This is a genomic window from Raineyella sp. W15-4, assembly GCF_033170155.1.
Lineage (GTDB): Bacteria > Actinomycetota > Actinomycetes > Propionibacteriales > Propionibacteriaceae > Raineyella.
The window spans coordinates 2,935,235-2,961,181 of record NZ_CP137079.1 but is presented as its reverse complement, the minus strand read 5'-3'; the positions used below and the strand labels follow the sequence as shown (position 1 = coordinate 2,961,181).

The 25,947-nt window shown below is 71.6% G+C and carries 21 protein-coding genes and 1 riboswitch; of the genes, 16 read left to right on the top strand and 5 right to left on the bottom strand.

Annotation, left to right across the window (positions count from 1 at the left end; all coding sequences use genetic code 11):
• Nucleotides 1–6: 6 nt before the first annotated feature.
• The 3 genes from benC to benA are packed head-to-tail and all read right to left on the bottom strand — an operon-like array spanning nt 7 to nt 4,799.
• A complete protein-coding gene (gene benC, locus R0145_RS13875; RefSeq protein WP_317837455.1) occupies nt 7–2,787 on the bottom strand; it encodes a benzoate 1,2-dioxygenase electron transfer component BenC in 2,781 nt (926 codons plus the stop codon).
• 15 nt (nt 2,788–2,802) lie between these two features.
• Nucleotides 2,803–3,396 (bottom strand): benzoate 1,2-dioxygenase small subunit, encoded by a 594-nt coding sequence (gene benB, locus R0145_RS13870; protein WP_317837454.1) that lies wholly within the window; start codon nt 3,394–3,396, stop codon nt 2,803–2,805.
• A 17-nt stretch (nt 3,397–3,413) separates the two neighbouring features.
• Nucleotides 3,414–4,799, bottom strand: coding sequence for a benzoate 1,2-dioxygenase large subunit (benA, locus tag R0145_RS13865; RefSeq protein ID WP_317837453.1), 1,386 nt, complete (start codon nt 4,797–4,799; stop codon nt 3,414–3,416).
• 188 nt (nt 4,800–4,987) lie between these two features.
• On the opposite strand from benA, the gene R0145_RS13860 reads away from it, so the two are divergent.
• The 9 genes from R0145_RS13860 to hemB all read left to right on the top strand — a co-directional run bounded on the left by R0145_RS13860 (nt 4,988) and on the right by hemB (nt 13,649).
• The gene (locus tag R0145_RS13860) at nt 4,988–6,028 is read left to right on the top strand and encodes an aspartate-semialdehyde dehydrogenase (protein WP_317840255.1); all 1,041 of its coding nucleotides are present in this window, start codon (nt 4,988–4,990) and stop codon (nt 6,026–6,028) included.
• A gap of 105 nt (nt 6,029–6,133) precedes the next feature.
• Nucleotides 6,134–6,985, top strand: coding sequence for a pyrroline-5-carboxylate reductase (gene proC / locus R0145_RS13855; RefSeq protein ID WP_317837452.1), 852 nt, complete (start codon nt 6,134–6,136; stop codon nt 6,983–6,985).
• A gap of 146 nt (nt 6,986–7,131) precedes the next feature.
• Nucleotides 7,132–7,233 (top strand): 30S ribosomal protein bS22, encoded by a 102-nt coding sequence (locus tag R0145_RS13850; RefSeq protein ID WP_002550589.1) that lies wholly within the window; start codon nt 7,132–7,134, stop codon nt 7,231–7,233.
• A gap of 56 nt (nt 7,234–7,289) precedes the next feature.
• Entirely contained in the window at nt 7,290–7,595 is a 306-nt protein-coding gene (locus R0145_RS13845) for a glutaredoxin family protein (protein WP_317837451.1), read from the top strand.
• A 116-nt stretch (nt 7,596–7,711) separates the two neighbouring features.
• On the top strand, nt 7,712–8,455 hold the full coding sequence (locus tag R0145_RS13840; protein ID WP_317837449.1) for a redox-sensing transcriptional repressor Rex: 744 nt from the start codon (nt 7,712–7,714) through the stop codon (nt 8,453–8,455).
• Nucleotides 8,452–9,813: a glutamyl-tRNA reductase gene (locus R0145_RS13835; protein WP_317837448.1), complete on the top strand. Its 1,362-nt coding sequence runs from the start codon at nt 8,452–8,454 to the stop codon at nt 9,811–9,813. The genes R0145_RS13840 and R0145_RS13835 overlap by 4 nt, the downstream gene beginning before the upstream one ends.
• Nucleotides 9,810–10,835: a hydroxymethylbilane synthase gene (gene hemC / locus R0145_RS13830; protein WP_317837447.1), complete on the top strand. Its 1,026-nt coding sequence runs from the start codon at nt 9,810–9,812 to the stop codon at nt 10,833–10,835. Before R0145_RS13835 ends, hemC begins: the two co-directional genes overlap by 4 nt.
• A 76-nt stretch (nt 10,836–10,911) precedes the next feature.
• On the top strand, nt 10,912–12,645 hold the full coding sequence (locus tag R0145_RS13825) for a uroporphyrinogen-III synthase (RefSeq protein ID WP_411742052.1): 1,734 nt from the start codon (nt 10,912–10,914) through the stop codon (nt 12,643–12,645).
• 23 nt (nt 12,646–12,668) lie between these two features.
• Nucleotides 12,669–13,649, top strand: coding sequence for a porphobilinogen synthase (gene hemB, locus R0145_RS13820; RefSeq protein WP_317837446.1), 981 nt, complete (start codon nt 12,669–12,671; stop codon nt 13,647–13,649).
• A gap of 49 nt (nt 13,650–13,698) precedes the next feature.
• Here hemB and thiH read toward each other — a convergent pair whose 3' ends face one another.
• Both thiH and R0145_RS13810 read right to left on the bottom strand, forming a co-directional pair.
• Complete coding sequence (thiH, locus tag R0145_RS13815; RefSeq protein ID WP_317837445.1) at nt 13,699–14,850, bottom strand: 2-iminoacetate synthase ThiH; 1,152 nt, start codon at nt 14,848–14,850, stop codon at nt 13,699–13,701.
• Nucleotides 14,847–15,635 carry a thiazole synthase gene (locus R0145_RS13810; RefSeq protein ID WP_317837444.1) on the bottom strand — a complete coding sequence of 263 codons (789 nt, stop codon included), beginning with the start codon at nt 15,633–15,635 and terminating at the stop codon, nt 14,847–14,849. Before R0145_RS13810 ends, thiH begins: the two co-directional genes overlap by 4 nt.
• Nucleotides 15,633–15,738, bottom strand: a riboswitch (TPP riboswitch). Its footprint overlaps the gene before it by 3 nt.
• A 232-nt stretch (nt 15,739–15,970) precedes the next feature.
• Between R0145_RS13810 and R0145_RS13805 the strand changes: the two genes are divergently transcribed.
• The 7 genes from R0145_RS13805 (at nt 15,971) to R0145_RS13775 (ending at nt 25,867) form a co-directional block, all read left to right on the top strand.
• Nucleotides 15,971–17,347 (top strand): aromatic ring-hydroxylating dioxygenase subunit alpha, encoded by a 1,377-nt coding sequence (locus tag R0145_RS13805; protein WP_317837443.1) that lies wholly within the window; start codon nt 15,971–15,973, stop codon nt 17,345–17,347.
• A gap of 37 nt (nt 17,348–17,384) precedes the next feature.
• Complete coding sequence (locus R0145_RS13800) at nt 17,385–17,948, top strand: aromatic-ring-hydroxylating dioxygenase subunit beta (protein ID WP_317837442.1); 564 nt, start codon at nt 17,385–17,387, stop codon at nt 17,946–17,948.
• A gap of 9 nt (nt 17,949–17,957) precedes the next feature.
• Complete coding sequence (locus tag R0145_RS13795) at nt 17,958–18,281, top strand: non-heme iron oxygenase ferredoxin subunit (RefSeq protein WP_317837441.1); 324 nt, start codon at nt 17,958–17,960, stop codon at nt 18,279–18,281.
• The gene (locus R0145_RS13790; protein ID WP_317837439.1) at nt 18,278–19,522 is read left to right on the top strand and encodes an NAD(P)/FAD-dependent oxidoreductase; all 1,245 of its coding nucleotides are present in this window, start codon (nt 18,278–18,280) and stop codon (nt 19,520–19,522) included. The genes R0145_RS13795 and R0145_RS13790 overlap by 4 nt, the downstream gene beginning before the upstream one ends.
• Nucleotides 19,523–19,565: 43 nt before the next feature.
• A complete protein-coding gene (hcaB, locus tag R0145_RS13785; protein ID WP_317837438.1) occupies nt 19,566–20,378 on the top strand; it encodes a 3-(cis-5,6-dihydroxycyclohexa-1,3-dien-1-yl)propanoate dehydrogenase in 813 nt (270 codons plus the stop codon).
• A gap of 129 nt (nt 20,379–20,507) precedes the next feature.
• Nucleotides 20,508–25,217: an AAA family ATPase gene (locus tag R0145_RS13780; RefSeq protein ID WP_317837437.1), complete on the top strand. Its 4,710-nt coding sequence runs from the start codon at nt 20,508–20,510 to the stop codon at nt 25,215–25,217.
• Nucleotides 25,214–25,867: a response regulator transcription factor gene (locus R0145_RS13775; protein WP_317837436.1), complete on the top strand. Its 654-nt coding sequence runs from the start codon at nt 25,214–25,216 to the stop codon at nt 25,865–25,867. The genes R0145_RS13780 and R0145_RS13775 overlap by 4 nt, the downstream gene beginning before the upstream one ends.
• Nucleotides 25,868–25,947 lie beyond the last annotated feature (80 nt).

The following is a 25,947-nucleotide window of genomic DNA, read 5'->3' as shown; positions in this document are numbered from 1 at the left end:
CGGGGATCATCCGCCGAAGTCGCCCCCCGCCACCGGCAGGATCGAGCCGGTGATGTAGGAGGCCTCGTCCGAGGCGAGGAAGCAGATCGCCGCCGCCTGCTCGTCGAGGGTGCCGTACCGTTTGAGCAGCGAGGACTCCACCGTCTGGTCGACAGTGACCTGGTGCCAGGCCTCCTGCTGCGGGTTCTGTGGCTCGCCGCCGCGTGGGATCCGCCGCGGCGGGGCCTCGGTGCCCCCCGGTGCGGTGGCCACCACCCGGACCCCGTGCGGGGCCGCCTCGAAGGCCAGCGACTTGGTCAGCGTGTTCACCCCACCCTTCGCCGCGGCGTACGGCAGCCGGTTGAGCCCCATCGTCGCCGTCGACGAGACGTTGACGATGGTGCCGTGGCCCTGGGCGTAGAGCTGTGGCAGCACCGCGCGGCAGGACCACAGGGTGGGAAAGAGCGAGCGACGGATCTCCTGCTCGATCTCCTCCTCCCGGTACTCCTCGTACGGTTTGCGCCAGATGGTGCCGCCGACCACATGGATGGCCACGTCGATCCGCCCGTACGCCGCCACCGCTGCGTCGACCACCGCGGTGGCGCCGGCGTACGTCTCCAGATCGGCCCGGACCGCCGTCGCGGTGCCGCCGGTGCGGGAGATCCCGGCGACCACCTCGTCGAGCAGGCCGGACCGGTCGGCGAGGACCAGCCGGCCGCCCTCGGCGGCGATCCGGCGGGCCACCCGGGCGCCGATGCCCTGGGCGGCGCCGGTGACCAGGACGACCTTGCCGGTGAACCGGCCCGGGCTGAGATAGCCCGGCTCGTCCAGCAGACCGCCGCGGATCATCGCCCGCCGGGTGGTCTCCTTGCCGTGCTCGGCGTGCTCGATGATCAGCCGCCGGGCCAGCTCCCGGTCACCGGCCGCGAAGGCGTCGATGATCCGGTCGTGGTCACCGATCACGTCCGGGTGACACCACTGGCCGTGCGGCAGCATCTCGTGCATGTGCCCGGCGACCCCGAGCCGGCGGTACGCCTCGAGCAGGTGCTCGTTGCCGGTGAAGGTGAACGGGTACTCGTGGAACACCGCATTGGTGTCGGTGAAGGCGTCCGCATCGACGAACCGGACACCGTCGACGAACGGGCGGCAGGCGTCGGCGAGCATCCGGTAGCCGGTCAGCTGCCCGCTGTCCAGCCGGCCGATGGTCAGCTCCATCACCCCCAGCTCGAGCGCGGTGCGGGCGTCGAACAGGGCGTCCGACCGCAGGATCGACGGGTGCTCCTCGCCGATCACGTAGCCGTCCGGGGCCACCTCCTCGGCCGGCGCGACCGGGACGACGGCGGCCAGCACCGGGTCGTGCAGCGGCGGGTACCCCTGCGGTCCTTGGACGGTGCCGCCGATCGCGTACGCCTCCTCCCCGGGGCCGGCGGCGAGCGCCGCGGCACCGGGGGCAGACGCCTCGGCCACCTCGTCGCGGGTGCCGGACAGGGTCAACCCGCCGATCGCGAAGGCAGTCGGGTCGGCCGGGAGGGTCGCTGCCCCGGAGCCCAGCGGCGCCATTCCCACCGCCCGCGGGGCGGGCAGCAGGTCGTACGCGTCGGCGCCGGCCGGGACCGCCTCGACCAGACCGGCCGCACCGGCCGGCAGGGTGCCGAGGGCGGCGGTGACGCCGGCCGGGACCGGAGCCGGCGCGGCCGGCACGCCGGTGGTCTCCAGCACGACCGCACCGGCGGCCTGCTCGGCGACGGTCTCGCCGACCTCCGCCTCCAGCACCTCGACCCCGTGGTCGCGGGACGCGGACGAACTCGCCAGTGAGAACTTCTCGTAGAAGAAGCCCTCCGGCTCCAGTCCGATGGTCCGGAAGTGCGTCCGGACCGCCTCGACCATCGGCGGCGGTCCGCACAGGTAGACCGCGACGTTGCCGTCGTAGAGGTTCCGCGGGTCGATGTGGGCGGTGACGTAGCCCTTCCGCTCGGCCGTGCTGGCCGGGTCAGACACGGTGTAGTCCCAGGTGAACTGCGGCAACTGCGCCTGCAAGGCGGCGAGGGTGTCCAGTTCGACGACCTCGTTGTCGGTGCTCACCCCGTAGATGAGGTGCATCGGACGGGTGCTGCCGGCGGACGCGGCGGTCCGCAGCATGGCCAGGATCGGGGCCAGGCCGGTGCCGCCGGCGAGCAGCAGCAGCGGGGTGGTGCCCTCGCGCAGGAAGAACGAGCCGTTGGGCCCGTGCAGGGTCAGCCGGTCGCCGACCGCGGCCCGTTCCGTCAGCCAGGTGGACATCGCCCCGCCGGGGGTGATCTTCACCAGGAAGCTCAGTTGCCGCTGGTCCGGCGAGGTGCTGAACGAGTACGAGCGCCGCTGGTCGGTGCCCGGCACCTCGATGTTGACGTACTGGCCGGGCAGGTAGGACAGCGCGTCCCGGTCGTCGACCTCGATGGTGAAGCCGATCACGGTGTCGCTGTAGCGGTGGAGGTCCGCCACCGTGGCCCGGAAGGTGCCGGCGACGGTCTTCGCCACCTCCGAGGTCGCGGCGATCCGGACCACCAGATCGGAGCGCGGCGTCATCTGGCACGGCAGGCAGTAGCCCTCGGCGGCCTCCGCCGGGCTCAGTGCGTCCTCGAGAAAGGACCCGGGATCGTAGCTCCCGGACTCACAGAACGCCTTGCAGGTGCCGCAGGCGCCGTCCAGGCAGTCCACCGGGATGTTGATCCGGGCCCGGTAGGACGCCTCGGCGACCGTCTGGTCCTGCTGGGCCGTGACGAAGCGGGTGACACCGTCCTCGAAGGTCAGTGCGACCTGGTGTGACATGTCGTGCCTCTCGACTCAGACGTGGTAGATGTCGATCACGTGGTGGATGTAGTCGTTCTTCAGCACGACGACCTTGCGGCGGATCAGCGGGGTCTCGCCGGAGAAGTCGATCGTGTAGAACGAGGTCCCGTAGTACGGGTCGACGGTCTGGTAGCGGAAGTACATGGTGTGCCAGTTGAACCGCACGTCCACCAGTGCGCCGCGCCGGTCGAGCACCTCCACGTTGCTGATGTTGTGGGAGGTCCGTGGCTCCGGCAGTGAGGTCGCCGAGGACCGTTCGGTGCGGATCCGGAAGATCCGGTCCTCCAGACCGCCCTTGCTGGGGTAGTACATCAGCGAGATCTCGGTCTGCGGGTCGCGGCTGAGCTCCTCGTCGTCGGCCCAGGCCGGCATCCAGAACTCGGCGTCCTCGGCGTAGCAGTCGAGCCAGCGGTCGAAGTCGCGGTCGTCGAGGTGGCGTGCCTCGCGGTAGAGGAACTGCTCGACGGCGTGCTGGTCGACGTGGACGTCGGCGGCGGCGTACGCCACGGTGGGGGCGGGCGCGCCGGGGACCGGCGCGGTCGGGCGGAAGGTCGGGTCCTGCACGGTCGGGTGCTGTACGGTCGTCATGGTTCCGGTCGGTCCTTTCACGCCAGCTCGGACAGCAGTTCGGCCTCGGCGGCCTTCTCGGCGGCCTGGGCGCGCTTCATCTGCGTCAGCCAGTACTCGTGCTGGATGGGGTAGAGGCCCTCGTCCTCGTTGCGTACGCCGGAGGAGAGCACCTCGTCCATGCCGAGCTCACGGGCGAAGTCGCTCGGGCCGGCGATCTGGTGGGTCTGGCCGCGGGACATGTCGTTCCACGGGGCGGCGGAGGCCAGGAACGTCTTCTGGCAGGAGCGGAACTCCTCCAGGTCGTCCGGGGTGGCCATCCCGGAGGCGTTGAAGAAGTCCTCGTACTGGCGGATCCGCTGGGCGCGGGCCTCGGCCGACTCGCCCTTCGGGGCGATGCAGTAGATGGTGACCTCGGTCCGGTCCACCGCGACCGGCCGGAAGTGACGGATCTGGGTGGAGAACTGGTCCATGATGAACACGTTCGGGTAGAGGCACAGGTTGCGCGAGCCGGTGACCATGAACTCGCCCTTGGCCCTGCCGTACTTCTCGGTCAGCTCGGTCAGCTTCGGGAACAGCGGGCGGGACTCGTAGTTCGCGGCGTACGTCCACAGGCACAGGTGGCCGTTCGGGAAGGACCAGTAGCCGCCGCCCTGCTTGCCCCACTTGCCGGCGTCGACGGTCTGGGTGGTGTTCGTCGACTCCCCGGTGCTGCGCCGGCCGGTGGTCGCGGCGTAGTTCCAGTGGGTGGCGGTGACGTGATAGCCGTCGGCGCCGTTCTCCGCCTGGACCTTCCAGTTGCCGTCGTAGGTGTAGGTGGACGCGCCGCGCAGCACCTCCAGGCCCTCGGGGGACTGGTCGACCAGGCAGTCGATCACCCGGGTCGTGTCGCCCAGGTGCTCCTCGAGCCCGACGACATCCGGGTTGAGTGAACCGAAGAGGAAACCGCGGTAGCTGTCGAACCGGGCGACGTGGGTGAGGTCGTGCGACCCGTTCGTGTCGAACTGCTCGGGGTAGCCCGCGCCGTCGGGGTCCTTGACCTTCAGCAGGGTGCCGTCGTTGCGGAAGGTCCAGCCGTGGAACGGGCAGGTGAGGGTGGTCCGGTTGTCGGTCTTCTTGCGGCACAGCATGGCGCCGCGGTGCGCGCAGGCGTTGATCAGGCAGTGCAGCCGGCCGTCCTTGCCGCGGGTGATCACCACGGGCTGGCGGCCGATGTAGGTGGTGAAGTAGTCGCCGACCTCGGGGATCTGCGACTCGTGGGCGAGGTAGACCCAGTTGCCCTCGAAGATGTACTTCATCTCGAGGTCGAAGAGCTGCTCGTCGGTGAAGACCGACCGGTTCAGCTGCCACTTGCCCTCGTCGGGCTTCTCGACCATCAGGGCGTCGAGATCGATGCTGAGGGCGTCGATGCTGGGATGTGCCATGTGTTCCTCCAGGTGACTTCGTCGGCACCCGCCCTGGCTCGGGCGTTGACGTTCACTGTGGCAAAGGTCACGTACGGGCCGCACCGGACATTCCCCCAGCCCTGACCCAGGCACCCAGGGTGACCCCAGCAGAGCCGCCGCGCGGGCGGGACGGTCGTCTCCCGGGGGCTGCCGGAGCGTGCCGTACGCTGGGATCCATGCGAGTTGGAGTATTCGGGGCGACCGGTCAGGTCGGCGGCGTGATGCGTACGCTGCTGGCGGAGCGCGGGTTCCCCCTCGACGAGGTCCGTTTCTTCGCGTCGGCCCGGTCGGCCGGCACGAAGCTGCCGTGGGACGGCGGCGAGGTGACGGTGGAGGACACCGCGACCGCCGACTTCTCCGGCCTCGACATCGCGATCTTCTCCGCTGGCAAGAAGACCTCGCTCGCGGTCGCGCCGAAGGTCGCCGCCGCGGGCGCCGTCGTGATCGACAACTCCTCGGCCTGGCGGATGGATCCGCAAGTGCCGCTGGTCGTCTCCGAGGTCAACCCGGACGACACGATCGACCCGCCCAAGGGCATCATCGCGAACCCGAACTGCACCACCATGGCCGCGATGCCGATCATGAAGCCGCTGCACGACCTGGCCGGCCTGCGCCGGCTGATCGTGGCCACCTACCAGGCCACCTCCGGTTCCGGGGTGGCCGGTGTCGCCACCCTGGCCGAGCAGACCGCCGCGGTGCCCGACCCGCGCCGGCTGGCGCTGGACGGCGCCGCTGCCGGGATCACCCCCGACATGTACGGGCCGTACGTCAAGCCGATCGCCTTCAACGCGCTGCCGTTCGCCGGCAACCTGGTCGAGGACGGCACCGGGGAGACCGACGAGGAGCAGAAGCTGCGCAACGAGTCGCGCAAGATCCTGCACCTCCCCGACCTGCTGGTCGCCGGCACCTGCGTGCGGGTGCCGGTCTTCAGCGGCCATTCGCTGGCGATCCACGCCGAGTTCGAGCGTGACGTCACCCCCGAGCAGGCCGTCGAGGTGCTCCGCGGCGCCCCCGGCGTCGAGCTGATGGACGTGCCGACCCCGCTCGACGCGGCCGGCCGGGACCCGTCGTACGTCGGCCGGATCCGCCGCGACCAGTCCGCGCCGGCGGGCAAGGGCCTGACCCTCTTCGTCTCCAACGACAACCTGCGCAAGGGCGCCGCGCTGAACGCGGTGCAGATCGCCGAGTTGGTCGCGGCCCGCGGCTGAACTGCGCGGTCGACGCGGCGTCGACGGGCGTCGCGTCGACCACCGGAGTAGGTTGCCGGAGGATCCACCCGACCGGGGATCCACGCAGCAGAAAGGCCAGGACACATGGATCTCGCACCCGCCGACAGCTCCGCCCTCACCGTCGCCGTGATCGGCGGCGGGGTGATGGGGGGCACCCTCTTCCGGGCCCTGCTCGCGGTGGACGACCCGCCGGTGGCCCACGCCGTGGTCGCCGAGACCCGCGCCGCACGGCGGGCCGAGCTGCTGGCCGAGGTGGCGCCGTTGGTGGCCGGCCGGGACGTCCGGGCGACCGCCGACGCCATCGAGGCCGTCCGGGGGGCCGAGGTGGTGGTGCTGGCGGTCAAGCCGCAGGACGCCCGGGCCACGCTGCTCGCGCTGGCCGGCGAACTGGGCCCGCAGACCGTCCTGCTGTCGATCTGCGCCGGACTGTCCACCGCCACCCTGGCCGGCTGGCTGCCGGCGGGCGTCCGCGTCGTCCGAGCGATGCCGAACACCCCGGCCCGGATCGGTGAGGGTGCCACTGCGGTGTGCGCCGGGGCGTCGGCGAGCCCGGCCGACCTCGACCTGGTGGTCCGGCTGCTCGGGCGCTCCGGCGTGGTGGTGCCGGTGGCCGAGGACAAGATGGGTGCGGTGACCGGGGTGTCCGGGTCGGGGCCGGCGTTCGTCCTGCTGGCCATGGAGGCGATGATCGACGCCGGCGTGGAGCTGGGGCTGACCCGGGCGGTCGCCCATGACCTGGCCGTACAGACGTTCCGGGGCACCGCCGGCCTCGCCCTGGAGCCGGGATCGCACCCCACCCTGCTGCGCGAGGCGGTGACGTCCCCCGGCGGGACGACCGCCGCCGGCCTCGCCGCCCTGGAGAAGCACGGCGTCCGGGACGGGATCGCCGCCGCGGTCCGGGCCACGTCCGCGCGCAACGCCGAGCTCGGAGCCTGAGCCCGAGAGCCCACGTTTTCACATGGCGGCGGCCGTCGGGATAGGATGGGGAAGTTGCGACCGGCGTGGTCGCGAGTCGTCGCCGCGTCGGCGCCGACCATCCGTCCTGTCCGAGCCCCTGCGCTCGGCGATCGAGAGGTCCATCCGTGGGTTCTGTCATCAAGAAGCGTCGCAAGCGCATGGCGAAGAAGAAGCACCGCAAGCTGCTCAAGAAGACGCGCATCCAGCGTCGTCGCGCCGGCAAGTGACGCTCGGGCCCGTCCGGGTCCGATGACGTGATCACGCCCCGCGTCCCAGGTCGTTCGTGACCCCCCGGTGGATCCCCCGGTGGGGCCGTCCGGCCGCACCCGCTGACGCCCCGGCCCGGGTCCGGGTGTTGAGCCGGGCCGGGTGTCATCTGTGTGTCGAGGCGATCGCCGTGGTCGACCGGGTCTGCGCCCGCCACGGTGAGGCGTACGACCTGATGGATGTCGACGACGACCCGGCGCTGCGAGCCCGCTACGGGGACCTGGTGCCGGTCGTCTTCGTGGACGGTGCCGAGGTCGCCACCTGGCGGGTGACGGCCGAGGCCCTCGACGCGGCGCTGGCGCGCCCCCGGACGGGGAGCTGATGAGCCCCGACGGGGCCGATCCGGCCGGAGTTCCGGGGCGGTCCGACAGGTTGGAAAGCCCTGACGGAGCTTCTACAGTAGTTGCGCAGACGTCAACGTACGATGGCAGGAGGACTGTGTCCGAGGGCGCTCCTCCGCCGGGCTCCGGCGGGATTCCCGAGGCGACGATCGCCCGGCTCCCGCGCTACCTCCAGGTGCTCCGCGACGTCCGTGGCCGGTCGACCATCTCCTCCCAGCAGCTCGCGGAGGCGGTCGGGGTCAATCCCGCCCAACTGCGCAAGGACCTGTCCTACTTCGGCTCCGTCGGCACCCGAGGCGTCGGCTACGACGTCGGCCGGCTGATCGCCCTGATCTCCGACCACCTCGTCGGCCCCGGCTCCCGGCCGTTCCTGATCGTCGGGATGGGCAAGCTCGGCACCGCCATGGCTGGCTTCACCGGCTACCCCGAGCGGGGATTCCGGATCGCCGGGCTGATCGATGTGGCCCCGGACCTGGTCGGCACCCGGCTGCGGGTGGCGACCACCATCGGGCCGACCAGTCTGGTCATCCGCCACCTCGACGACCTGCCCGCGATCGTCGCCGAGACCGGCGCCAGCATCGCACTGCTGTGCGTGCCCCCGCGCGCCGCCCAGGACACCCTGCAGCGGCTGGCCGCCGCCGGTGTCACCAGCATCCTCAACTTCGTCAGCGACGGGGTGCACGCTCCCGAGGGCGTACGTCTGCGCGACGTCGACCTCGGCCGGGAACTCCAGATCCTCGCCTACTACCAGCAGCACCCTGACACCGCTGCCCCGCATGCGGACACCACGGACGGCCAGGGCACGTCGACCCAGAAGAGCCAGAAGAAGGTATCGGTGTGAGCATCCTCGTCCTCAGCGTCTCCCACAAGACGGCCCCGGTCGATCTCCTCAGCCGGGCCTCGATGGACACCGTCACCGCGGCCAGGCTGGAGACCGGACTGGCCGAGAGCGAGCACATCGACGAGGCCGTCGTACTGTCCACCTGCAACCGCACCGAGGTGTACGCGAACGTGTCGCGCTTCCACCACAGCCTGGACGACATCACCAGCCGGATCGCCGAGTCGACCGGACTGGCCGCGAGCACCCTGCAGCAGCACTGCGCGGTGTTCTACGACGAGGCCGCGATCAGCCACCTGTTCAACGTCACCTCCGGGCTCGACTCGATGGTGGTGGGGGAGAACCAGATCCTCGGCCAGGTGAAGACGGCGCTGACCCGCGCCCAGGACTCCGGCACCGTCGGCCCCCAGCTCAACCAGCTCTTCCAGCAGGGTCTGCGGGTCGGCAAGCGGGTGCAGTCGGACACCGAGGTCGGCACCGCCGGGCACTCGCTGATGACGGCGGCCCTCGACGAGCTCTACCAGCAGGGCATCCGGCTGGTCGGCCAGCGGGTGGTGATCGTCGGAGCCGGCTCGATGGCCGCGCTGTCGGCGCACACCCTGGCCGCCGAGGGCGTCGACCTGACGCTGGTCAACCGGACCTACGACAAGGCCGCCCACCTCGCCCGCGCGGTGGGGGCGGTGGCCCGCCCGATGGCCGACCTGGAGGCCGCCCTGGCGGAGGCCGACATCCTGGTCACCTGCACCGGCGCCCGCGGCACGGTGATCACCGCCGAGCAGGTCCGCGACGCCGCCCTGTCCGCGGTGATCGACCTGGCGCTGCCGGCCGACGTGGAACGCGACGCCGCCCGGTACGCCCCGCTGATCAACATCGCGCTGCTGATGGAGCGCGACACCGACCACGCCACCGCCTCCCAGCTGCGCGACGCCCAACAGCTCGTCGGCGAGGAGACCCGTGCCTTCCTGGCCGAGCGGCGGGCCGCCCAGGTCAAACCGACCGTGGTGGCGCTGCGGGCGATGGCCCGCGACGTGGTGGACAGCGAACTGGAGCGGCTGGCCGGCCTGACCCCCGACCTCACCGACGCCGAACGGGCCGAGGTGCACAAGACCGTCCGCCGGGTGGTCGACAAGCTGCTCCACCAACCGACGGTGCGGGTGCAGCAGTACGCCCGCAGCGAGCAGGAGGTCGACTACGCCGCGGCGCTCCGGGACCTGTTCGCCCTCGACCCCGGACACATGCGTGCGGTGCTGACGCCGCCGCCGGACGGCACCGCGCCCCGCGGCGCGTCGGTCCCCGCGACGGCCGGGGTGATCTCCGCCGCGGAGACCGTCAGCTCCGGGGCGAACGGGGCCCGGGCATGACGGTGCTGAACGTCGGCGCCGGCCGGCACGTCCGGGTCGGCGCCCGCCGGTCCGAGCTGGCCCGGACCCAGGCCGAGTGGGTCGCCGCCCGGCTGGCCGAGCTCGGCGCGACCACCGAGTTCGTCGGCGTGGTGACCACCGGGGACACCGACCGCCGCCACCTCACCGAGATCGGCGGGACCGGGATCTTCGCCACCGCGGTCCGCAGCGGGTTGCTGGACGGTTCCGTCGACGTCGCGGTGCACTCGCTCAAGGACCTGCCGGTCGACCCGGCGCCGGGTCTGGTGGTGGCCGCCGTCCCGGCCCGCGAGGACCCCCGCGACGTCCTGGTCGGCCGCCACCTCGACGACCTCGCCTCGGGGATGCGGATCGGCACCGGGTCGCCGCGCCGGGTGGTGCAGCTCGCCCGGCTGCTCCGCGAGCGCGGGCTGGACATCGAGATCGTCCCGATCCGGGGCAACGTCGGCACCCGGATCGACCTGGCCCGACGCGGGGAGGTCGACGCGGTGGTGCTCGCCGCGGCCGGGCTGCGCCGGCTCGGGATGCTGACCGGCGATGCGGACTGGACCACTCTGGCCGATCTGCCCGCCGAGCTGATCCCGGTGGCGGAACTGCTCCCGGCCGCAGGCCAGGCCGCCCTGGCCTGTGAAGTGGCTGAGACCGCCGCCCCTGGGCTGAGGGCGCTGATGGCGGCCCTGGACGACCTGCCGACTCGGCTCGCGGTGACCGCCGAGCGGCGGTTCCTGGGCACACTGGAGGCCGGTTGCCTGGCACCGGTGGGGGTGCACGCCACCGTGGCGCAGGGGTCCGCGGGAGGGCTCGACTTGACTCTGCGGGCCGTTGCTGGGCAAATGATAGGTAGTACTTCCTCGAGCGATGCGGCGACCCCGTTGACCCTTGTGGAGGGCGGTGCGCCGGCACCGGACGACGAGTCCCGGCAGGCCGCCGTCGGCCGCGCTGCGGCCCTCGGTGACCGGCTCGCCGGCGAGATGCTGCTCCGGCATCCGGCGCCAACCGCTTGATGCCGGGTGCCACCTGCCACCGGCGGGCGACCGGTCGTCGGCCGTCGCTCGCAGGCCTGAGAACGAGAGAACGCAGTTGACGACGATTCCGGCTTCGAACCAGCGGGACGACAAGTCCGGCGACCCGCACGCCCCCGTCCCGGCAGGCACCGCCCCCGGCGGCCAGACCGAGGGACTCGATGCGCTGCCCGGGGAGGGCCCGGCCGGCCGCGGCCGGGTCATCTTCGTGGGCACCGGTCCCGGGGACCCCGACCTGCTGACCCTGATGGCCGTCCAGACCCTGTCCGACGCGGACGCGGTGATCATGGACAGCCCGGACCTGTTCGCGATCCTCGACCATCCGGCCGTCCGGCTGAAGCCGGGCGTGCACCCCGAGTGTCTGGCCTGCCACGACGACGGCCGCCCGCTCACCCCGTCCAACCGGGCCAAGGAGGTCCTCCGGCTCGCGAACCGCGGCCGGCGGGTCGTCCGCCTGGTCAAGGGTGACCCGTTCATGGATGCGAACGTCGCCGACGAGGCCGCGGTGTGCGTCAAGGGCGGGATCGACTTCGAGATCGTGCCGGGCGTCTCCTCGCTCACCGCGGTCCCCGAGTACGTCGGCATCGCGCTGAACAAGTCCGACGGCATCCACTTCGTGTCCGCCACCGACGGCACCTTCACCAAGGCACAGTCCGCCCAGTGGGCGCCCACCGGCACCCTGGTGGTGAACACCCGGGTGGACGTCGTCGCCGACATCGCCGACGCCGCCGTGTCATCGGGCCGCCCGGCTTCCGAGGCCGCGCTGGCCGTCCTCGGCGGCGGGTCGACCGCCCAGACCACGGTGCTCACCACCCTCGCCCAGCTGGCCGAGGCGGTCCAGGCCGCCGGACTGCCGGACAAGACGTTGGTGCACGTGATGATCGGCCCGGCGGTGGAGCAGCGCGACGATCTCACCTGGTACGAGTCGAAGCCGCTGTTCGGCTGGCGGGTGCTGGTGCCGCGCACCAAGGACCAGGCCGGTCCGCTGGTCACCCGGCTACGGACGTACGGGGCGATCCCCGAGGAGGTGCCGACCATCTCGGTCGAGCCGCCGCGCAGTCCCCAGCAGATGGACAAGGCCATCCGCGGACTGGTCGAGGGCCGGTTCGAGTGGGTCTGCTTCACCTCGGTGAACGCCCTCAAGGCGGTCCGGGAACGGTTCGAGCAGTACGGGCTGGACGCCCGCGCCTTCTCCGGGCTCAAGGTTGCCGCGGTCGGTGCGACCACCGCGAACGCCCTGCGCGCCTGGGGCATCGAACCCGAGATCGTGCCCACCGGCGAGCAGTCCGCCCGGGGTCTGGCAGCCGAGTTCCCGCCGTACGATCCGGCGCTGGACCCGATCAACCGGATCTTCCTGCCCCGCGCCGACATCGCCACCGAGACCCTCAAGGCCGGCCTGACCGCGCTCGGCTGGGAGGTCGAGGACGTCACCGCCTACCGGACCGTGCGGGCGGCCCCGCCGGCGGCCCCGGTGCGCGAGGCGATCAAGACCGGCCAGTTCGACGCGGTCGTGTTCACCTCGTCCTCGACGGTGCGCAACCTGGTCGGCATCGCCGGCAAGCCGCACTCCTGCACCGTCATCGCCGCGATCGGCCCGCAGACCGCCAAGACCTGCGAGGAGCACGGCCTGCGGGTCGACGTCATCGCCGCGAAACCGTCCGCGGTCGACCTGGCCGACGCCCTGGCCGGCTTCGCCGCCGACCGGCGCGACGCCTACCTGGCCAAGGGCCAGCCGGTGCTCAAGCCGTCGGAGACGCGCCGGGGCGCCCGCGGCCGCAAGCGCACGTCCTGATCCGCCACGTCCTGGAGGCAAGCATGGCCGTCCCGTACCGTCCCCGCCGCCTCCGCACCACCCCCGCCATGCGGGCGATGGTCGCGGAGACCGTCGTCGAGCCCAGGCAGCTGATCTACCCGGCCTTCGTCGCCGAGGGCCTCACCGGCTCGCGTCCGATCTCCTCCCTGCCGGGGCAGTCGCAGCACGACCTGGACAACATCCGACGGGTCGCCGAGGAGTGCGCCGGGCTGGGGCTGGCCGGGATCATGCTGTTCGGCGTGCCGCAGGCCAAGGACGCGACCGGGTCCGGCGCCCTGGCCGAGGACGGCATCCTCAACGTGGCCACCGCCGCGGTCAAGGACGCGGTCGGCGACGACCTGCTGGTGATGACCGACGTCTGCCTCGACGAGTTCACCGACCACGGCCACTGCGGCCTGCTGGCCGGTGACGGCCGGGTGGACAACGACGCGACCAACGAGCTCTATGCCCGGATGGCCGTCATGCACGCCGACCGTGGCGCCCACGTCGTGGCGCCCTCGGGGATGATGGACGGCCAGGTCGGCGCGATCCGCGATGCCCTGGACGCCGCCGGTCACCAGGACACCGTGATCATGGCGTACGCGGCCAAGTACGCCTCGGCGTTCTACGGCCCGTTCCGCGAGGCCGTCGACTCCTCGCTCACCGGAGACCGCAAGACCTACCAGCAGGACCCCGCCAACGCCCGCGAGGCCCTGGTCGAGGTCGAGCTCGACCTCGCCGAGGGCGCCGACATCGTGATGGTCAAGCCGGCCCTGTCCTACCTGGACGTGCTGCGCCAGGTGCGCGACGCGGTCAACGTGCCGGTCGCGGCGTACAACGTCTCCGGCGAGTACGCCATGGTCGAGGCCGCCGCGGAGCGCGGCTGGATCGACCGGGAGCGGATGGTGCGCGAGCTGCTCACCTCGATCCGGCGCGCCGGGGCGGACATCATCCTGACCTACTGGGCCATGGACTTCGCCCGCTGGGTGCGCTCCGGGAGCTGAGCCGGAGCCAGCGGCCGGCGCGGACGGTGGGGGCCTGCTGGAGGCCGCCTCAGACCAGCACGTGGTCGTTCATGACCGGTTGCAGCCCCTTGGCGCGGATGGCGGCGCGCACCTCCGGTACGCCACGCCCGTCGGCGATCTCGAACTGCTCGTCCCCTGACTCCAGGCCCTCCGCGTGGTCTCCCACGCCTGTGCTGACACCTGCGGACACCTTGGTCGCCACGACGCCGATCACGTTGTCGCGGAACACGGCCCGTTCGCGGGTGGAGACCGTGATGCCCGCGTACGGCAGGAAGAGTCGGTAGGCGCACAGGATCTGGAACAGCTGGCGCTCGTGCACGTCGCGAGGGTTGACGGTGGCGTCCGCCACGGTCGGGCGCAACCGCGGGCAGGACAGGCTGAGCTCCGCGGTGGGGTGGGCCTTCTGCACCAGGGAGGCGTGCAGCCCGGTCGCCAGGGCGTCGGCGCGCCAGTCGTCCAGGCCGAGCAGTGCGCCGAAGCCGACGCTGCGCATGCCGCCACGGAGCGCCCGCTCCTGGGACTGGAAGCGGTAGGGGAAGCTGCGCTTGCGGCCACCCGGGTGCAGCAGGTCGTACGCGTCCGGGTTGTAGGTCTCCTGGTACACCGAGACGGCATCGGCTCCCGCTTCGTGCAGCATGCGGTACTCGTCGGTGTTGACGGGCTGGATCTCGAGCCCGACGGTCCGGAACAGCCGTGCAGCCCGGCGGACGGCGTCGGCGATGTAGTCGGTGTCGGAGAACTTGGGGCTCTCTCCGGTGAGGAGGAGGATCTCCTCGAGGCCGGTGGCGGCGATGGCCCGCAATTCCGCGTCGATGCCCTCGGGCGTGAGCCGCATCCGGTGGATGCGGTTGTCGGCCGCGAATCCGCAGTAGGTGCACAGGTTCGCGCAGTAGTTGGCGATGTACAGCGGCGTGAACAGCTGGATCGAGGTGCCGAAGTGGTCGCGGGTCTCGCGCTTGGCCGCCACGGCGAGGTCCTCGAGCAGCGGAGCGGCCGCGGGGGACAGGAGCGCGGCGAAGTCGTCGACCGTACGGGTGCGGTGGCTGAGGGCCGCTGCGACGTCACGGCCGGTGAACACCGAGAAGTCGGTCGCCGCCACCTGGCCCAGCACCTGCCCCATCAGGCCGGAGTCGAGGTGCTCCTGTCGGGAGTAGAACCCCATGTGGTCGGTGTGCCTCATGCGGTGACCTCGTCCAGGCCCATCCCGTCGAGGAACGCGGTCAGTGGGCTGGACGCCTCAGCGCCACGTTCGAGCACTCTGCCGCCCCCGGCCAGGTACCCGGCGCGGCCGGCCTCGATGGCCAGCCTGAACGCCCGGGCCATGGCGGGGACGTCGGCAGCGGTCGCGATCGCGGTGTTGGCCATGATCGCGGCGGCGCCCATCTCCATCGCCTCACAGGCCTGCGACGGGCGGCCGATGCCGGCGTCGACAATGATCGGCACGTCGATCTCGTCGATCAGGATCTGGAGGAACTCGCGTGCGGCGAGCCCGCGGTTCGAGCCGATCGGGGCTGCGAGTGGCATCACGGCCGCCGCTCCGGCGGCGACCAGGTCGCGGGCCACGTTCAGGTCCGGGTGCATGTACGGGAGCACGATGAACCCTTCACCGGCCAGCGTCTCGGTCGCCCGGATGGTCTCCTGGTTGTCCGGCAGCAGGTACTTGGTGTCGCGGATCACCTCGATCTTGACGAAGTCGCCGCAGCCGAGCTCGCGGGCAAGCCGGGCGATCCGTACGGCCTCGTCGGCCGTGCGGGCCCCGGAGGTGTTGGGCAGCACCGTCACGTCCTCGGGGATGTGGTCCAGGACGCTGTCGGTATCGGTGTCGGCCCGCCGGAGCGCGAGTGTGATCATCTGTGCCCCGGCCTGCTCGACGGCTGCTCGGATCAGGTCGAGGTTGTACTTGCCCGAGCCCAGGATGAAACGGGACGAGAACTGGTGGCCACCGAGCGTGAACGTGTCAGCCATTGTCGTGCACTCACTTCCTACGCCGGCATGATCCGGACAGGTTCGACGGTCCAAGCGCGTCAGCTTGATCTCAGCCCCTGCTGGGGCACCCGTGGGATGTGACAACGCTATACCCGGCTCCGACGCTGTTTCCTCGGGGGTAGGCAACCGCAGCACATGCCAGCCACTGGGTACGCAGCGATCCGCAGCCGGGGAATGGCCTCCGGACGTCGTACCGCTGCTGCTCGGTGAGGCCTCCAGCGTCACCGGTTCCGTACTTTCTGCGGATGTCGACCCCTTGTGACATCAATCACTCTTGAGTCACCAAGGAATGGTCCACCGACAAGGAGGTCGACATGGATGAGCTATCACCGGCGATTGTTGATGGGAAGCGACGCTGGTCCGACGAGGAGATCGCCGGGCTGATCGACGAGACGACGGGCCGATTGGACCCGCGCATCTACACCGACGAGGCTCTCTACGAGCAGGAGCTGGAGCGGGTCTTCGGCCGCTCGTGGCTGCTGATGGGCCACGAGTCGCAGATCCCGAAGGCCGGCGACTTCATGACCCAGTACATGGGCGAGGACCCGGTGGTGGTCGTGCGCCAGAAGAACGGCGGGATCCGGGTCTTCCTGAACCAGTGCCGCCACCGCGGCATGCGGATCTGCCGCGCGGACGCCGGCAACGCCAAGTCGTTCATGTGCTCCTACCACGGGTGGGCGTACGACAACGGCGGCAACCTGGTCAGCGTCCCCTTCGAGGAGCAGTCCTTCCCCAACCTCAAGAAGGAGGAGTGGGGACCCATGCAGGCCCGGGTCGAGACCTACAAGGGCCTGATCTTCGCCAACTGGGACCAGGACGCCCCTGACCTGGACACCTACCTGGGTGAGGCCAAGTTCTACATGGACCACATGCTCGACCGCACCGAGGCGGGCACCGAGGTCATCGCCGGCGTGCAGAAGTGGGTCATCCCCTGCAACTGGAAGTTCGCCGCCGAGCAGTTCGCCAGCGACATGTACCACGCAGGCACCACCTCGCACCTGTCCGGCATCATCGCCGGCCTGCCGGACGACATGGAGCTGACCGACCTGGCCCCGCCGACCGAGGGCCTGCAGTACCGCGCCCCCTGGGGTGGTCACGGCAGCGGCTTCTTCATCGGCGACCCCAACCTGCTGTACGCGATCATGGGCCCGAAGATCGTCGACTACTGGACCCAGGGTCCGGCCGCCGAGAAGGCCTCGGAGCGCCTCGGCAGCATCGAGCGCGGCACCCGCCTGATGGTGCAGCACATGACCGTCTTCCCCACCTGTTCGTTCCTGCCGGGCATCAACACCATCCGCTCCTGGCACCCGCGCGGCCCGCACGAGATCGAGGTCTGGGCCTTCACCCTCGTCGACGCGGACGCTCCCGAGGAGATCAAGGAGGAGTACCGCCGCCAGACGCTGCGCACCTTCTCCGCCGGCGGCGTCTTCGAGCAGGACGACGGCGAGAACTGGGTCGAGATCCAGCACGTGCTCCGCGGCCACAAGGCCCGCAGCATGCCCTTCAACGCGCAGATGGGCCTGGGTCAGACCGACTCGGACAACCCGACCTACCCCGGCACGATGAGCTACGTCTACAGCGAGGAGTCCGCCCGCGGCCTGTACGCCCAGTGGGCCCGGATGATGATGGCGCCCGACTGGGCCGCCCTGGAGGCCACCCGCCCCGCCGCGCTCGAGCCGAGCAACGCGTGACCACCCGCCACTGCCTGAACGTCTCCAAGGAGGAGTCATGATCGACGTCGCCCCGCCCACCGTGGCGTTCCAGACCAAGCCGGCACCGGTCGACCCGGTCCTGCAGCACGAGATCGAGCAGTTCTACTACTGGGAGGCCAAGCTCCTCAACGACCGCCGGTTCGAGGAGTGGTTCGCCCTGCTGGCCGAGGACATCCACTACTTCATGCCGATCCGCACCACCCGGATGGTGCGGGACTCCGCCAAGGAGTGGTCCAAGCCGGGCGAGTACGCGCACTTTGACGAGGACGCCCAGACGATGCGCGGCCGGCTCCGCAAGATCCTGGCGGACGTCAGCTGGTCGGAGAACCCGGCCTCGCGCACCCGGCACGCGATCTCCAACGTGATGATCGTCCCCGGTCCGCAGGAGGGCGAGTTCCAGGTCTCGAACGTGTTCATGATCCATCGCAACCGCCTCGAGCGCCAGCTCGACCACTTCGCCGGGGAGCGCCGCGACCTGCTGCGCCGTACGGACACCGAGGCCGGTTTCGAGATCGTCAGCCGCACGATCCTGATCGACCAGAGCACCATCCTGGCCAACAACCTCAGCTTCTTCTTCTAGGAGCCGATGATGTCCTTCACCAGGATCTGTGCCGTCGGCGACGTACCGCCGGGGGAGATGCTGCGCTACGAGGACGGGCCCGAGCCCATCCTGGTCGCCAATGTGGACGGCGAGTTCTTCGCCACCCAGGACACCTGCACCCATTCCGACTGGCCGCTCTCGGATGGCTTCCTCGAGGACGGGCTGATCGAGTGCTCCCTGCACTGGGCCAAGTTCGACGCCCGGACGGGCAAGGCCAAGACCCTTCCCGCTTGTGTCAACCTGCGGACCTACCCGGTCCAGGTCGACGGTGACGACGTCCTGGTCGACCTCAAGGTCGGGGCCACGCTGTGATCAGCGACATCGCGATCATCGGTGCGGGCGTGGCCGGCATGAGTGCCGTCCAGGCCCTGCGGTCCGAGGGCTACGACGGTCGCCTCGTCCTCATCGGCGAGGAGCCCCAGCTGCCCTACGACCGGACGGCACTGTCGAAGGGTCTGCTGACCGGCGAGTTCGACGAGGTCCCGCTGCTGTCGCCGGCCGCCTGGTACGACGAGCAGGAGGTCCAGGTGGTGCTCGACCGAGCTGCCAGCCGCCTGGACCTCCGGGGCCGCGAGGTCGTGCTGGACGGCGACCTGCGGATCCGGGCCGACCGGGTGCTGCTGGCCACCGGAGCGGCTGCGCGCCGCCCGGTGGTGCCGGGCGCGGACCTGCCGGGGGTGGAGACCCTGCGGACCGCCGGCGAGGCCGAGCGGCTGCGCCGGGCCTGGCAGCCCGGCCAGCGGCTGGTCGTGGTCGGCGGCGGCCTGATCGGCTGCGAGATCGCCACGACGGCAGGCAAGGCCGGGCTCGAGGTCACCATCCTGGAGGCCTCGGACGAACTGCTGCAGCGGGTGCTGGGCCGCCGCCTCGGCGGCTGGACCCGGGAACTGCTCCAGGAGAGCGGCGTCGACGTACGACTGGGGACGGGCGCCGCCGAGTTCATCGGCACCGACCGCGTCACCGGCGTACTCGGCACCGATGGTCGGCTGTTCCCGGCTGACATCGTCATCGTGTCCATCGGCGCCGATCCCCGGACCGAGCTGGCCGAGCAGGCCGGCCTGGCCTGCCAGCGCGGCATCGTCGTCGACGACGTCGGCACCACCAGCTCCCCGGCCGTGTTCGCGGTGGGCGACGCCGCCTCCTGGCCACTGCATGCGGGTGGCCGGCGCTCCCTGGAGACCTACCTCAACAGCCAGGGGCAGGCGGCCACGGCCGCCGCGGCGATGCTGGGCAACCCGGTGCCGGCCCCCCAGATCCCGCTGTCCTGGACCGAGATCGCCGAGCACCACTTCCAGATGATCGGCGACATCGACGGACCGGGTGAGCACGTCCTGCGCGGCGCACTCGACGGTGGCCCGTCGCTGCTGTTCCGACTCGTCGACGGTGCCGTGGCCGCGGCCGTGTCCGTCGATGCCTCCCGGGACTTCGCGATCGCGACTCGTCTTGTCGGCAACGGCACCCGTGTGGACGCCAATGCCCTGGCCGACACCGACCTTGAACTGCGGCAGCTGTTGCGGGCCGCGCGCACCACCGCTCTGGCGCCCAGCGCCTGAGCTGCACCACCACCACGAACGTACATAGAGAAGGAAGAGAACCATGGGTTGGTTGGAGAAGAACGTCATGATCGTCACCGGCGGCGGGTCGGGCCTGGGCCGTGCCCTGGTCGACCGGTTCGTGGCCGAGGACGCCCGGGTGGGCGTGCTGGAGAAGTCGTCGCAGCGCGCCGAGGAGCTGCGCCAGGCCCACGGCGACGCCGTCCACGTCGTCGAGGGCGACGTCCGCAGCTACCAGGACAACGAGCGCATCGTCGCCGAGACGGTCGAGAAGTACGGCCGCCTGGACACGTTCGTCGGCAACGCCGGCATCTGGGACTTCTCCCGGAAGCTGGTCGACGTGCCGGCCGATGAGCTGGACACGATGTTCGACGAGATGTTCCACGTGAACGTCAAGGGCTACCTGCACGGTGCCCGCGCCGCCGTCAAGCCACTGGCCGCCAGCCGCGGCTCGATGATCTTCACCGTGTCGAACGCCGGCTTCTACCCCGGCGGTGGCGGCCCCCTCTACACCGGCACCAAGCATGCCGTGGTCGGCCTCATCCGCCAGCTGGCCTACGAGCTCGGCCCGAAGATCCGCGTCAACGGCGTGGCGCCGGGTGCCATCCCGACCGACCTGCGTGGCCCCGGCTCGGTGGGCATGGACAAGACCGCCATCTCGGCGTTCCCGCTGGAGGAGCTGGTCAAGGCCTGCACCGTGCTCCAGGAACTGCCCACCGCCGAGGACTACACTGGCCCGTACGTCCTTCTGGCGTCGAAGGAGAACTCCCCCACCGCCACCGGGTCGATCATCAACTGCGACGGTGGCATGGGTGTCCGCGGCCTGGCCGAGACCGTTGGCGGCCTCGACCTGTGACGGACTGACCGTCGACCGTACGCCTCGTCCCCGTTCCCGGGTCATGGACACCGAACAGTCCGTGACCCGGGAACGGGGCCCGTGCACATCCACGAACCAGACGGCAACGGCGCCGATAGGGGAGCAGAGATGGACACCACCACCGTCCGCCAGCTTCGGCACAGCCCGGGCATCACCACGACCCTGGTGTCGGCCGACGGGTCACCCGACCCGCTGGTGCTGCGCCGGGTCGACCTCTCCCTGACCTTCCCCTGGAGCATCGACTGGCTGGACGGCGAGCTGGAGGCCATCCGCCGGGCCCGGCTGCCGCAGGTCGTCGCGGCCCGGGTCGCCGAGCGTGGACCCGACCACCTCGACATCGTCCGGCCCTACGTCGCCGGACTCGACATCCAGGCCTGGGCCGCCCAGCACGGGCCCTTGTCACCGAACGAACAGGTCCGTCTGGCGAGCGAGGTGTTCCGCCCGCTGGCCGGCCTGCACCGCCTGGGCATCGCGCACGGCGGTGTGCAGGCCGCCAACGTCATCATCCGCGCGGACAGCGAGGAGGTCACCCTGCTCGACGCCTGCATGACGCGCCACCAGCTGGCCCCCGTCACCGAGACCGTCGACGGGCCCGATCCGCGACTCGCCCCGTCGGATGCCCGCCCCGGCCGGGCCAGGGGCTTCGCCGACGACCTGGTGGCCGCCGCCCTGGTGCTGCTGGAAGCGCTGGCCGAGGCCAATCGGACCGCGAGCGCGCTGCGCCGAGCCCGCTCGGTCGGGACCGAGGCCGCCCAGCTGGTCGACATCGTCGGTGTCCCGGCCCTGCTGCGCCCCATCGTCCTGCGTGTGCTCGACCCGAGCACGGAAACCGGGTACCACGGCACCGATGAGGCGCTCACCGACCTGGAGGCACTGCTCGCCACCGGCACCGACATGCCGCCGGCGTACTACGAACCGGCGTTCGTGGGCCGTACGGCGGAGCTCGCGGCGCTCACTGCCTGCGCCGAGGCCGCCCGCGGGAGCGGAGGTGCGGTGGCGTGCCTGAGCGGCGCCTCGGGCCTGGGCAAGAGCCGTCTGCTGGACGCCGTCGTCGCGCAGGTGGCCGACGCCGGTGTGACGGTGCTGCGGGCCGGCGCCTTCGACCATACGGCGGCCCGTCCACTCGGCCTGTTCGCGGGCCCGCTGCGCGAGGTGGTGGCCAGACTGACGGCCGACCCCCGCGAGGCCGAGCGGGTGCGGAGCCAGCTCGGCGGCCTGCTCGCCGCGGCCGTGGTGCAGGTGCCCGAACTGGCGGAGGTGTTCGGGTCGGTGGCCACCACCGCCCCCTCCACCGGCGGCATCGGTGACCGCGCCCTGGCGGCGCCGGCCGCCGTGGCGGCCCTGCTGGCGGCCGTGTTCACGCCGGCCCGCCCCGGCCTGCTCATCGTCGACGACTGCCAGTGGGCCGACGACCTGAGCTGGCAGGTGCTCGCCCGCCTGGCCATCACCATCGCGGCAGGCAGCCCCCGTTCCGCCGGGCACCTCTCCCTGGTCTGTGCAGGTCGCCCCGACGTGGTCGACCGCGTCCGGGCCTGGGGAGTCGATGGCATCACGTACGTGGCCCTGGCGCCGTTGTCGGCGAACGACACCGCAGAGCTGGTCCGCTCCATCAGCGACGAGTTGCCCGACGAGGTGCTGCCGTTCGTCGACGCGTACGCCAAGGGCAACCCGCTGGAGACCCTGCTGGTCTTCCAGGCCCTGGTCGACTCGGCCGCCCTGACCCGCGAGGCGGACCGGTGGGTGCTGGCCGCCGACCCTCCCGCCGCGCTGCTGCCCCCGCGACCCCTCGATGCCGCCACCGCCGCGGTCGCCGATGCCGAACGGGATGCCGTGCTGGTCTCCTCCCGGTTGGACCGGATCTCCCCGGACACTCGTCGGGCCGTCCGCCAGGCTGCGGTGCTGGGCCGGCGCTTCGCGCCCGAGCTGCTGGCCGGGGCACTGTCCGACTCCGTGCCGGTGGTGGAGGCGTACCTGCTCGAGGCCACCGCCCACGGACTCGTCCGCGGCATTGCCGAGGCCGGCAGCTCGGTCTGCGAGTTCACCCATGACCGGGTCCGCGAGGCGGTGCTGCGCGCCCTGCCCGCGGAGGAGCGCCGCGAACTGCACCGGCGGGCCGCCCGGGCACTGGAGGAGGCTGACGGGGCCCCGGCCGACTACGACATCGCCTACCACTTCCACCGCGCCGGTGATGATGCCGCCGCCGCGCCGTACGCCCTGCGCGCGGGGGAGGCCGGGGTGCGCCAGAACGCCCTGGACGTCGCCGCCGGCAACTTCCGCATCGTGCAGGCCGGCCTGGCCGACGACCGGTCGGACGGGACGGCACGGTTCCGCCTGCAGGAGGGCCTCGGGACGGTGCACATGCTGCTCGGGAACTACGACCTGGCCGCGAAGGAGTTGGTCTGGGCGTACGAGCTCAGCACGACGCGCTCGGCCCTCGACTCCTCCCGCGTCGCCTGCCTGCTCGGTGAGCTGTCCTTCAAGACCGGAGCCGTCGATGACTCCGCGGAGTGGATGGGGCGCAGCATGCGCCAGATTGGCTTGCGGCTGCCCGCCGGCCCGTTCCTGGCCGGTCTGTGCGCGCTCGGAGAAGTCGGCCTGCTCGCCCTCACCTGGGCCTACCGCCGGCTGCGCCCGAACCGCTCCGGGACCGAGCGCGACCACCTCGCCGCCCGGATCTACAACCGCCTGCTGTACGAGTGGTGGTTCGTCCGCTCACCCATCTGGTCGGTGCTGGCGATCCTGCGGGGCATGCGGTTCGCGAACGCCGCCGGCAGCACCCGGGAACGGGCCCAGGCGTACTCCACCGCGTCCGTGGTCTCCGGGGTGGCTCCGATCCTGGCCCCGCTGGCACTGCAGCTGGCCAACCACTCGTTGCGACTGCGCCAACGGGAGGGTGATGGCTGGGGAGTCGCCCAGTCGCACCACTTCCGTGGGTTCGCCCTCTTCGGCGCCCGGCGGTACGCGGAGGCGATCGTGGCGTACGACATCGCGATCGAGGCCTTCGAGACGTACGGGGACAGGTGGGAACAGGTGGCCGCCAAGTGGCAGAAGGCCCTGTGCCTGGCCGGCCTGGGGCGGCTGCTGGAGGCGGGCGTGCTGGCCCGGGACACGTACGCCGACGGCAAGCGCCGCGGGGACCGGATCGGTGCCGGCACCGCCCTGGCGATCTGGGTGCGCTGCCTGCCGGGGGACGTGGGCATGGAGACGATCCTGCGCGAGCTGCGCCAGGCCAGTCCCGGCGACCGCCACACCCGCGCCATGCTGCACCTGGCCCGGGCCTGGGGGCACCTGCACGCGGACCAGGCCGTGCAGGCCCTGGCCGCCTTCGAGCAGGCCGAGGAGGTGGTCGACGGGGCTGCCATCAACAACCACTTCCTGGCGCCGATCCGCACCTCGCACATGCAGGTACGGCGCCTGGTGCAGGATGCGTCCCCCGCCTCGTGGACCCGGCAGCACCAGCTCCGGGCAGCCGCGGCCCGGCGTCGGTTCGTCCGCGCCCGGTTGTCGGCCCTCGTCTTCTGGAGCGAGCGGCCACCTGTCCTGCGGGAATGGGCGATCCGGCTGTTCGCGAAGGGGCGTCGCCGGCGCGGGCGCCTCGCGCTGGCCGCCGCCGCCCACAGCGCCGCGTCGATCTCGGCCACCGGGGAGATGGCGGCGTGCGCCGTGGTCGCCTCCGCGGTGGGACTGCGGCCGCGCCGGGGACCGCTCAGTGGCCTGCCGCGGGTGGCCGAGCTGTGCCGCTCGCTCGGGATCCGGGTGGATCGGGGCATCGTCGAGTCGGCCCAGTCCCGCAACGCCCTGGACGGCTCCGGCTCCGTCCAGCACCAGGCCCTGCTGGACGCGGTGAGTCACCTGGTGGCCGCCGAGGACGTCGATGAGGTGCTCGACGAACTGCGGGACGCGGTGGCGGCGACGACCTCCGCCCGGCGCGTCGAGGTGGGCCGGCCCACCACGGCGGGCGCCCCCAGCGGTGCAGCTGTCCCGCTCGGCGTCGAGCCGGTGCGGGACGGGCAGGGCAAGGAGCTGACCCTGCTGGAGCGTACGTCCACCCGGGTCGCCGTCGGCGAGGCCGACGAGGCCTCGATCGTGGCGGCCTTCCCGGTCGGGGAGGGTGATCGCCACGGGCCGACGGTGGAGGTGCTGGCCGCGCTGGCTGCGGCGGTGATCGAGCGCGAGGGACTGCGGCGCCGCTCGATGGAGCGGATGGTGGCGGTGCAGGAGGCCGAACGGGGCCGGATCGCGCTGGACCTGCACGACGACTTCGGGCACATCTTCGCCGGCCTGATGGATCGGCTCAGTGTGCTGCGCAGCTCCGACGACCCGGTCATCAGCGCGGCGGCGACCGATGCGCGGGAGTACGCCCGGCGAGGCATCCAGGTCGCCCGCGCGGTCGCCTGGTCGCTGCGGCCGTCCGGCCTGGACGACATCAGCCTGACCGGGTCCGTCGAGCAGTACGTCGAGGACTGCCGGCAGATGTACCCGACGCACATCGAGTTCAGCGTGACCGGACGGCCCGTCCCGGTGTCCCCGGTCGTGACGACGGCCGTGTTCCGGATCGTCCAGGAGGCGCTCACCAACATCGGTCGCCACAGCGGGGCCGAGGAGGCCAGCATCATGCTCGTCTTCGCTCCCGGCATCCTGCGCGTGGTGGTCGAGGACGACGGCATCGGCTTCGACCCCGACGTGGCTGACCGGGGCCGGTCCCTGGGCCTGGTCGGCATGCGGGAACGGGCCCGGCTGGTGGACGCTACGTTGTCCGTCGAGTCCCGGCCCGGCGCCGGCACCCTGATCCGAGTGGAGGTGCCCCTCAAGCCATGACCGAGTACAGCGAGCACACCGCAATCACGGTGGCGATCTGCGACGACCACGGCATCATCCGCTCCGGCATCCAGCGGATCCTCGAGTCCACCCCCGCCTTCCGGCTGGTCGGGTCGGCCGCGAGCGGAGCCGACCTGTTGGCGATGCTGGACCGGATCAGCCCGGACCTCCTCGTCCTCGACATCCGCCTGTCCGACGCCAACGGCCTGGACCTGCTGGAGCAGGTCGTGGCCCGCTCACCACGGACCCGGGTGGTGATGCTGAGCATGTACGACGCCAAGGGCTACGTCGCGAAGGCCAGGGCCCGCGGCGCGCGGGCCTACCTCACCAAGGAATGCCTGGACGACGAACTGCTGTCGCTGCTGCACGACGTGGCCCGCGACGAGGACCCCGCCTCGTTCCGCTCCGCCGTGCCCGAGACCGGGCGTACGGACCGGGCGGGCCAGCCCGACATCGACACCCTGTCCTCCCGGGAACTGGAGGTGATGAAGCTGATCGCCTCCGGCCTCACCAACGGTGAGATCGCCGCCGAACTGACCGTCTCCCCGCGCACCGTGGAGAGCCACCGCGCCAGCATCCAGCGCAAGCTCCAGGTCCGCACCCGCGCCGAACTCGCCCGGGTGGCCCGGGACGCCGGCCTGCTCGACTGAGCCCCTCCGATGTGACGCAGTCGCGGTCCGTACTACGGCCCACGTTCGCGGCGATTTCTTGCCGCCCCGCGCGGGGAACG

Excerpts from the sequence above, each read along its gene's own strand:
- benC (WP_317837455.1), bottom strand. The coding sequence starts at position 2,787 with ATGTCACACCAGGTCGCACTGACCTTCGAGGACGGTGTCACCCGCTTC.
- benB (WP_317837454.1), bottom strand. The coding sequence starts at position 3,396 with ATGACGACCGTACAGCACCCGACCGTGCAGGACCCGACCTTCCGCCCG.
- benA (WP_317837453.1), bottom strand. The coding sequence starts at position 4,799 with ATGGCACATCCCAGCATCGACGCCCTCAGCATCGATCTCGACGCCCTG.
- proC (WP_317837452.1), top strand. The coding sequence starts at position 6,134 with ATGGATCTCGCACCCGCCGACAGCTCCGCCCTCACCGTCGCCGTGATC.
- hemC (WP_317837447.1), top strand. The coding sequence starts at position 9,810 with ATGACGGTGCTGAACGTCGGCGCCGGCCGGCACGTCCGGGTCGGCGCC.
- hemB (WP_317837446.1), top strand. The coding sequence starts at position 12,669 with ATGGCCGTCCCGTACCGTCCCCGCCGCCTCCGCACCACCCCCGCCATG.
- thiH (WP_317837445.1), bottom strand. The coding sequence starts at position 14,850 with ATGAGGCACACCGACCACATGGGGTTCTACTCCCGACAGGAGCACCTC.
- R0145_RS13810 (WP_317837444.1), bottom strand. The coding sequence starts at position 15,635 with ATGGCTGACACGTTCACGCTCGGTGGCCACCAGTTCTCGTCCCGTTTC.
- R0145_RS13805 (WP_317837443.1), top strand. The coding sequence starts at position 15,971 with ATGGATGAGCTATCACCGGCGATTGTTGATGGGAAGCGACGCTGGTCC.
- R0145_RS13800 (WP_317837442.1), top strand. The coding sequence starts at position 17,385 with ATGATCGACGTCGCCCCGCCCACCGTGGCGTTCCAGACCAAGCCGGCA.
- R0145_RS13795 (WP_317837441.1), top strand. The coding sequence starts at position 17,958 with ATGTCCTTCACCAGGATCTGTGCCGTCGGCGACGTACCGCCGGGGGAG.
- hcaB (WP_317837438.1), top strand. The coding sequence starts at position 19,566 with ATGGGTTGGTTGGAGAAGAACGTCATGATCGTCACCGGCGGCGGGTCG.
- R0145_RS13780 (WP_317837437.1), top strand. The coding sequence starts at position 20,508 with ATGGACACCACCACCGTCCGCCAGCTTCGGCACAGCCCGGGCATCACC.
- R0145_RS13775 (WP_317837436.1), top strand. The coding sequence starts at position 25,214 with ATGACCGAGTACAGCGAGCACACCGCAATCACGGTGGCGATCTGCGAC.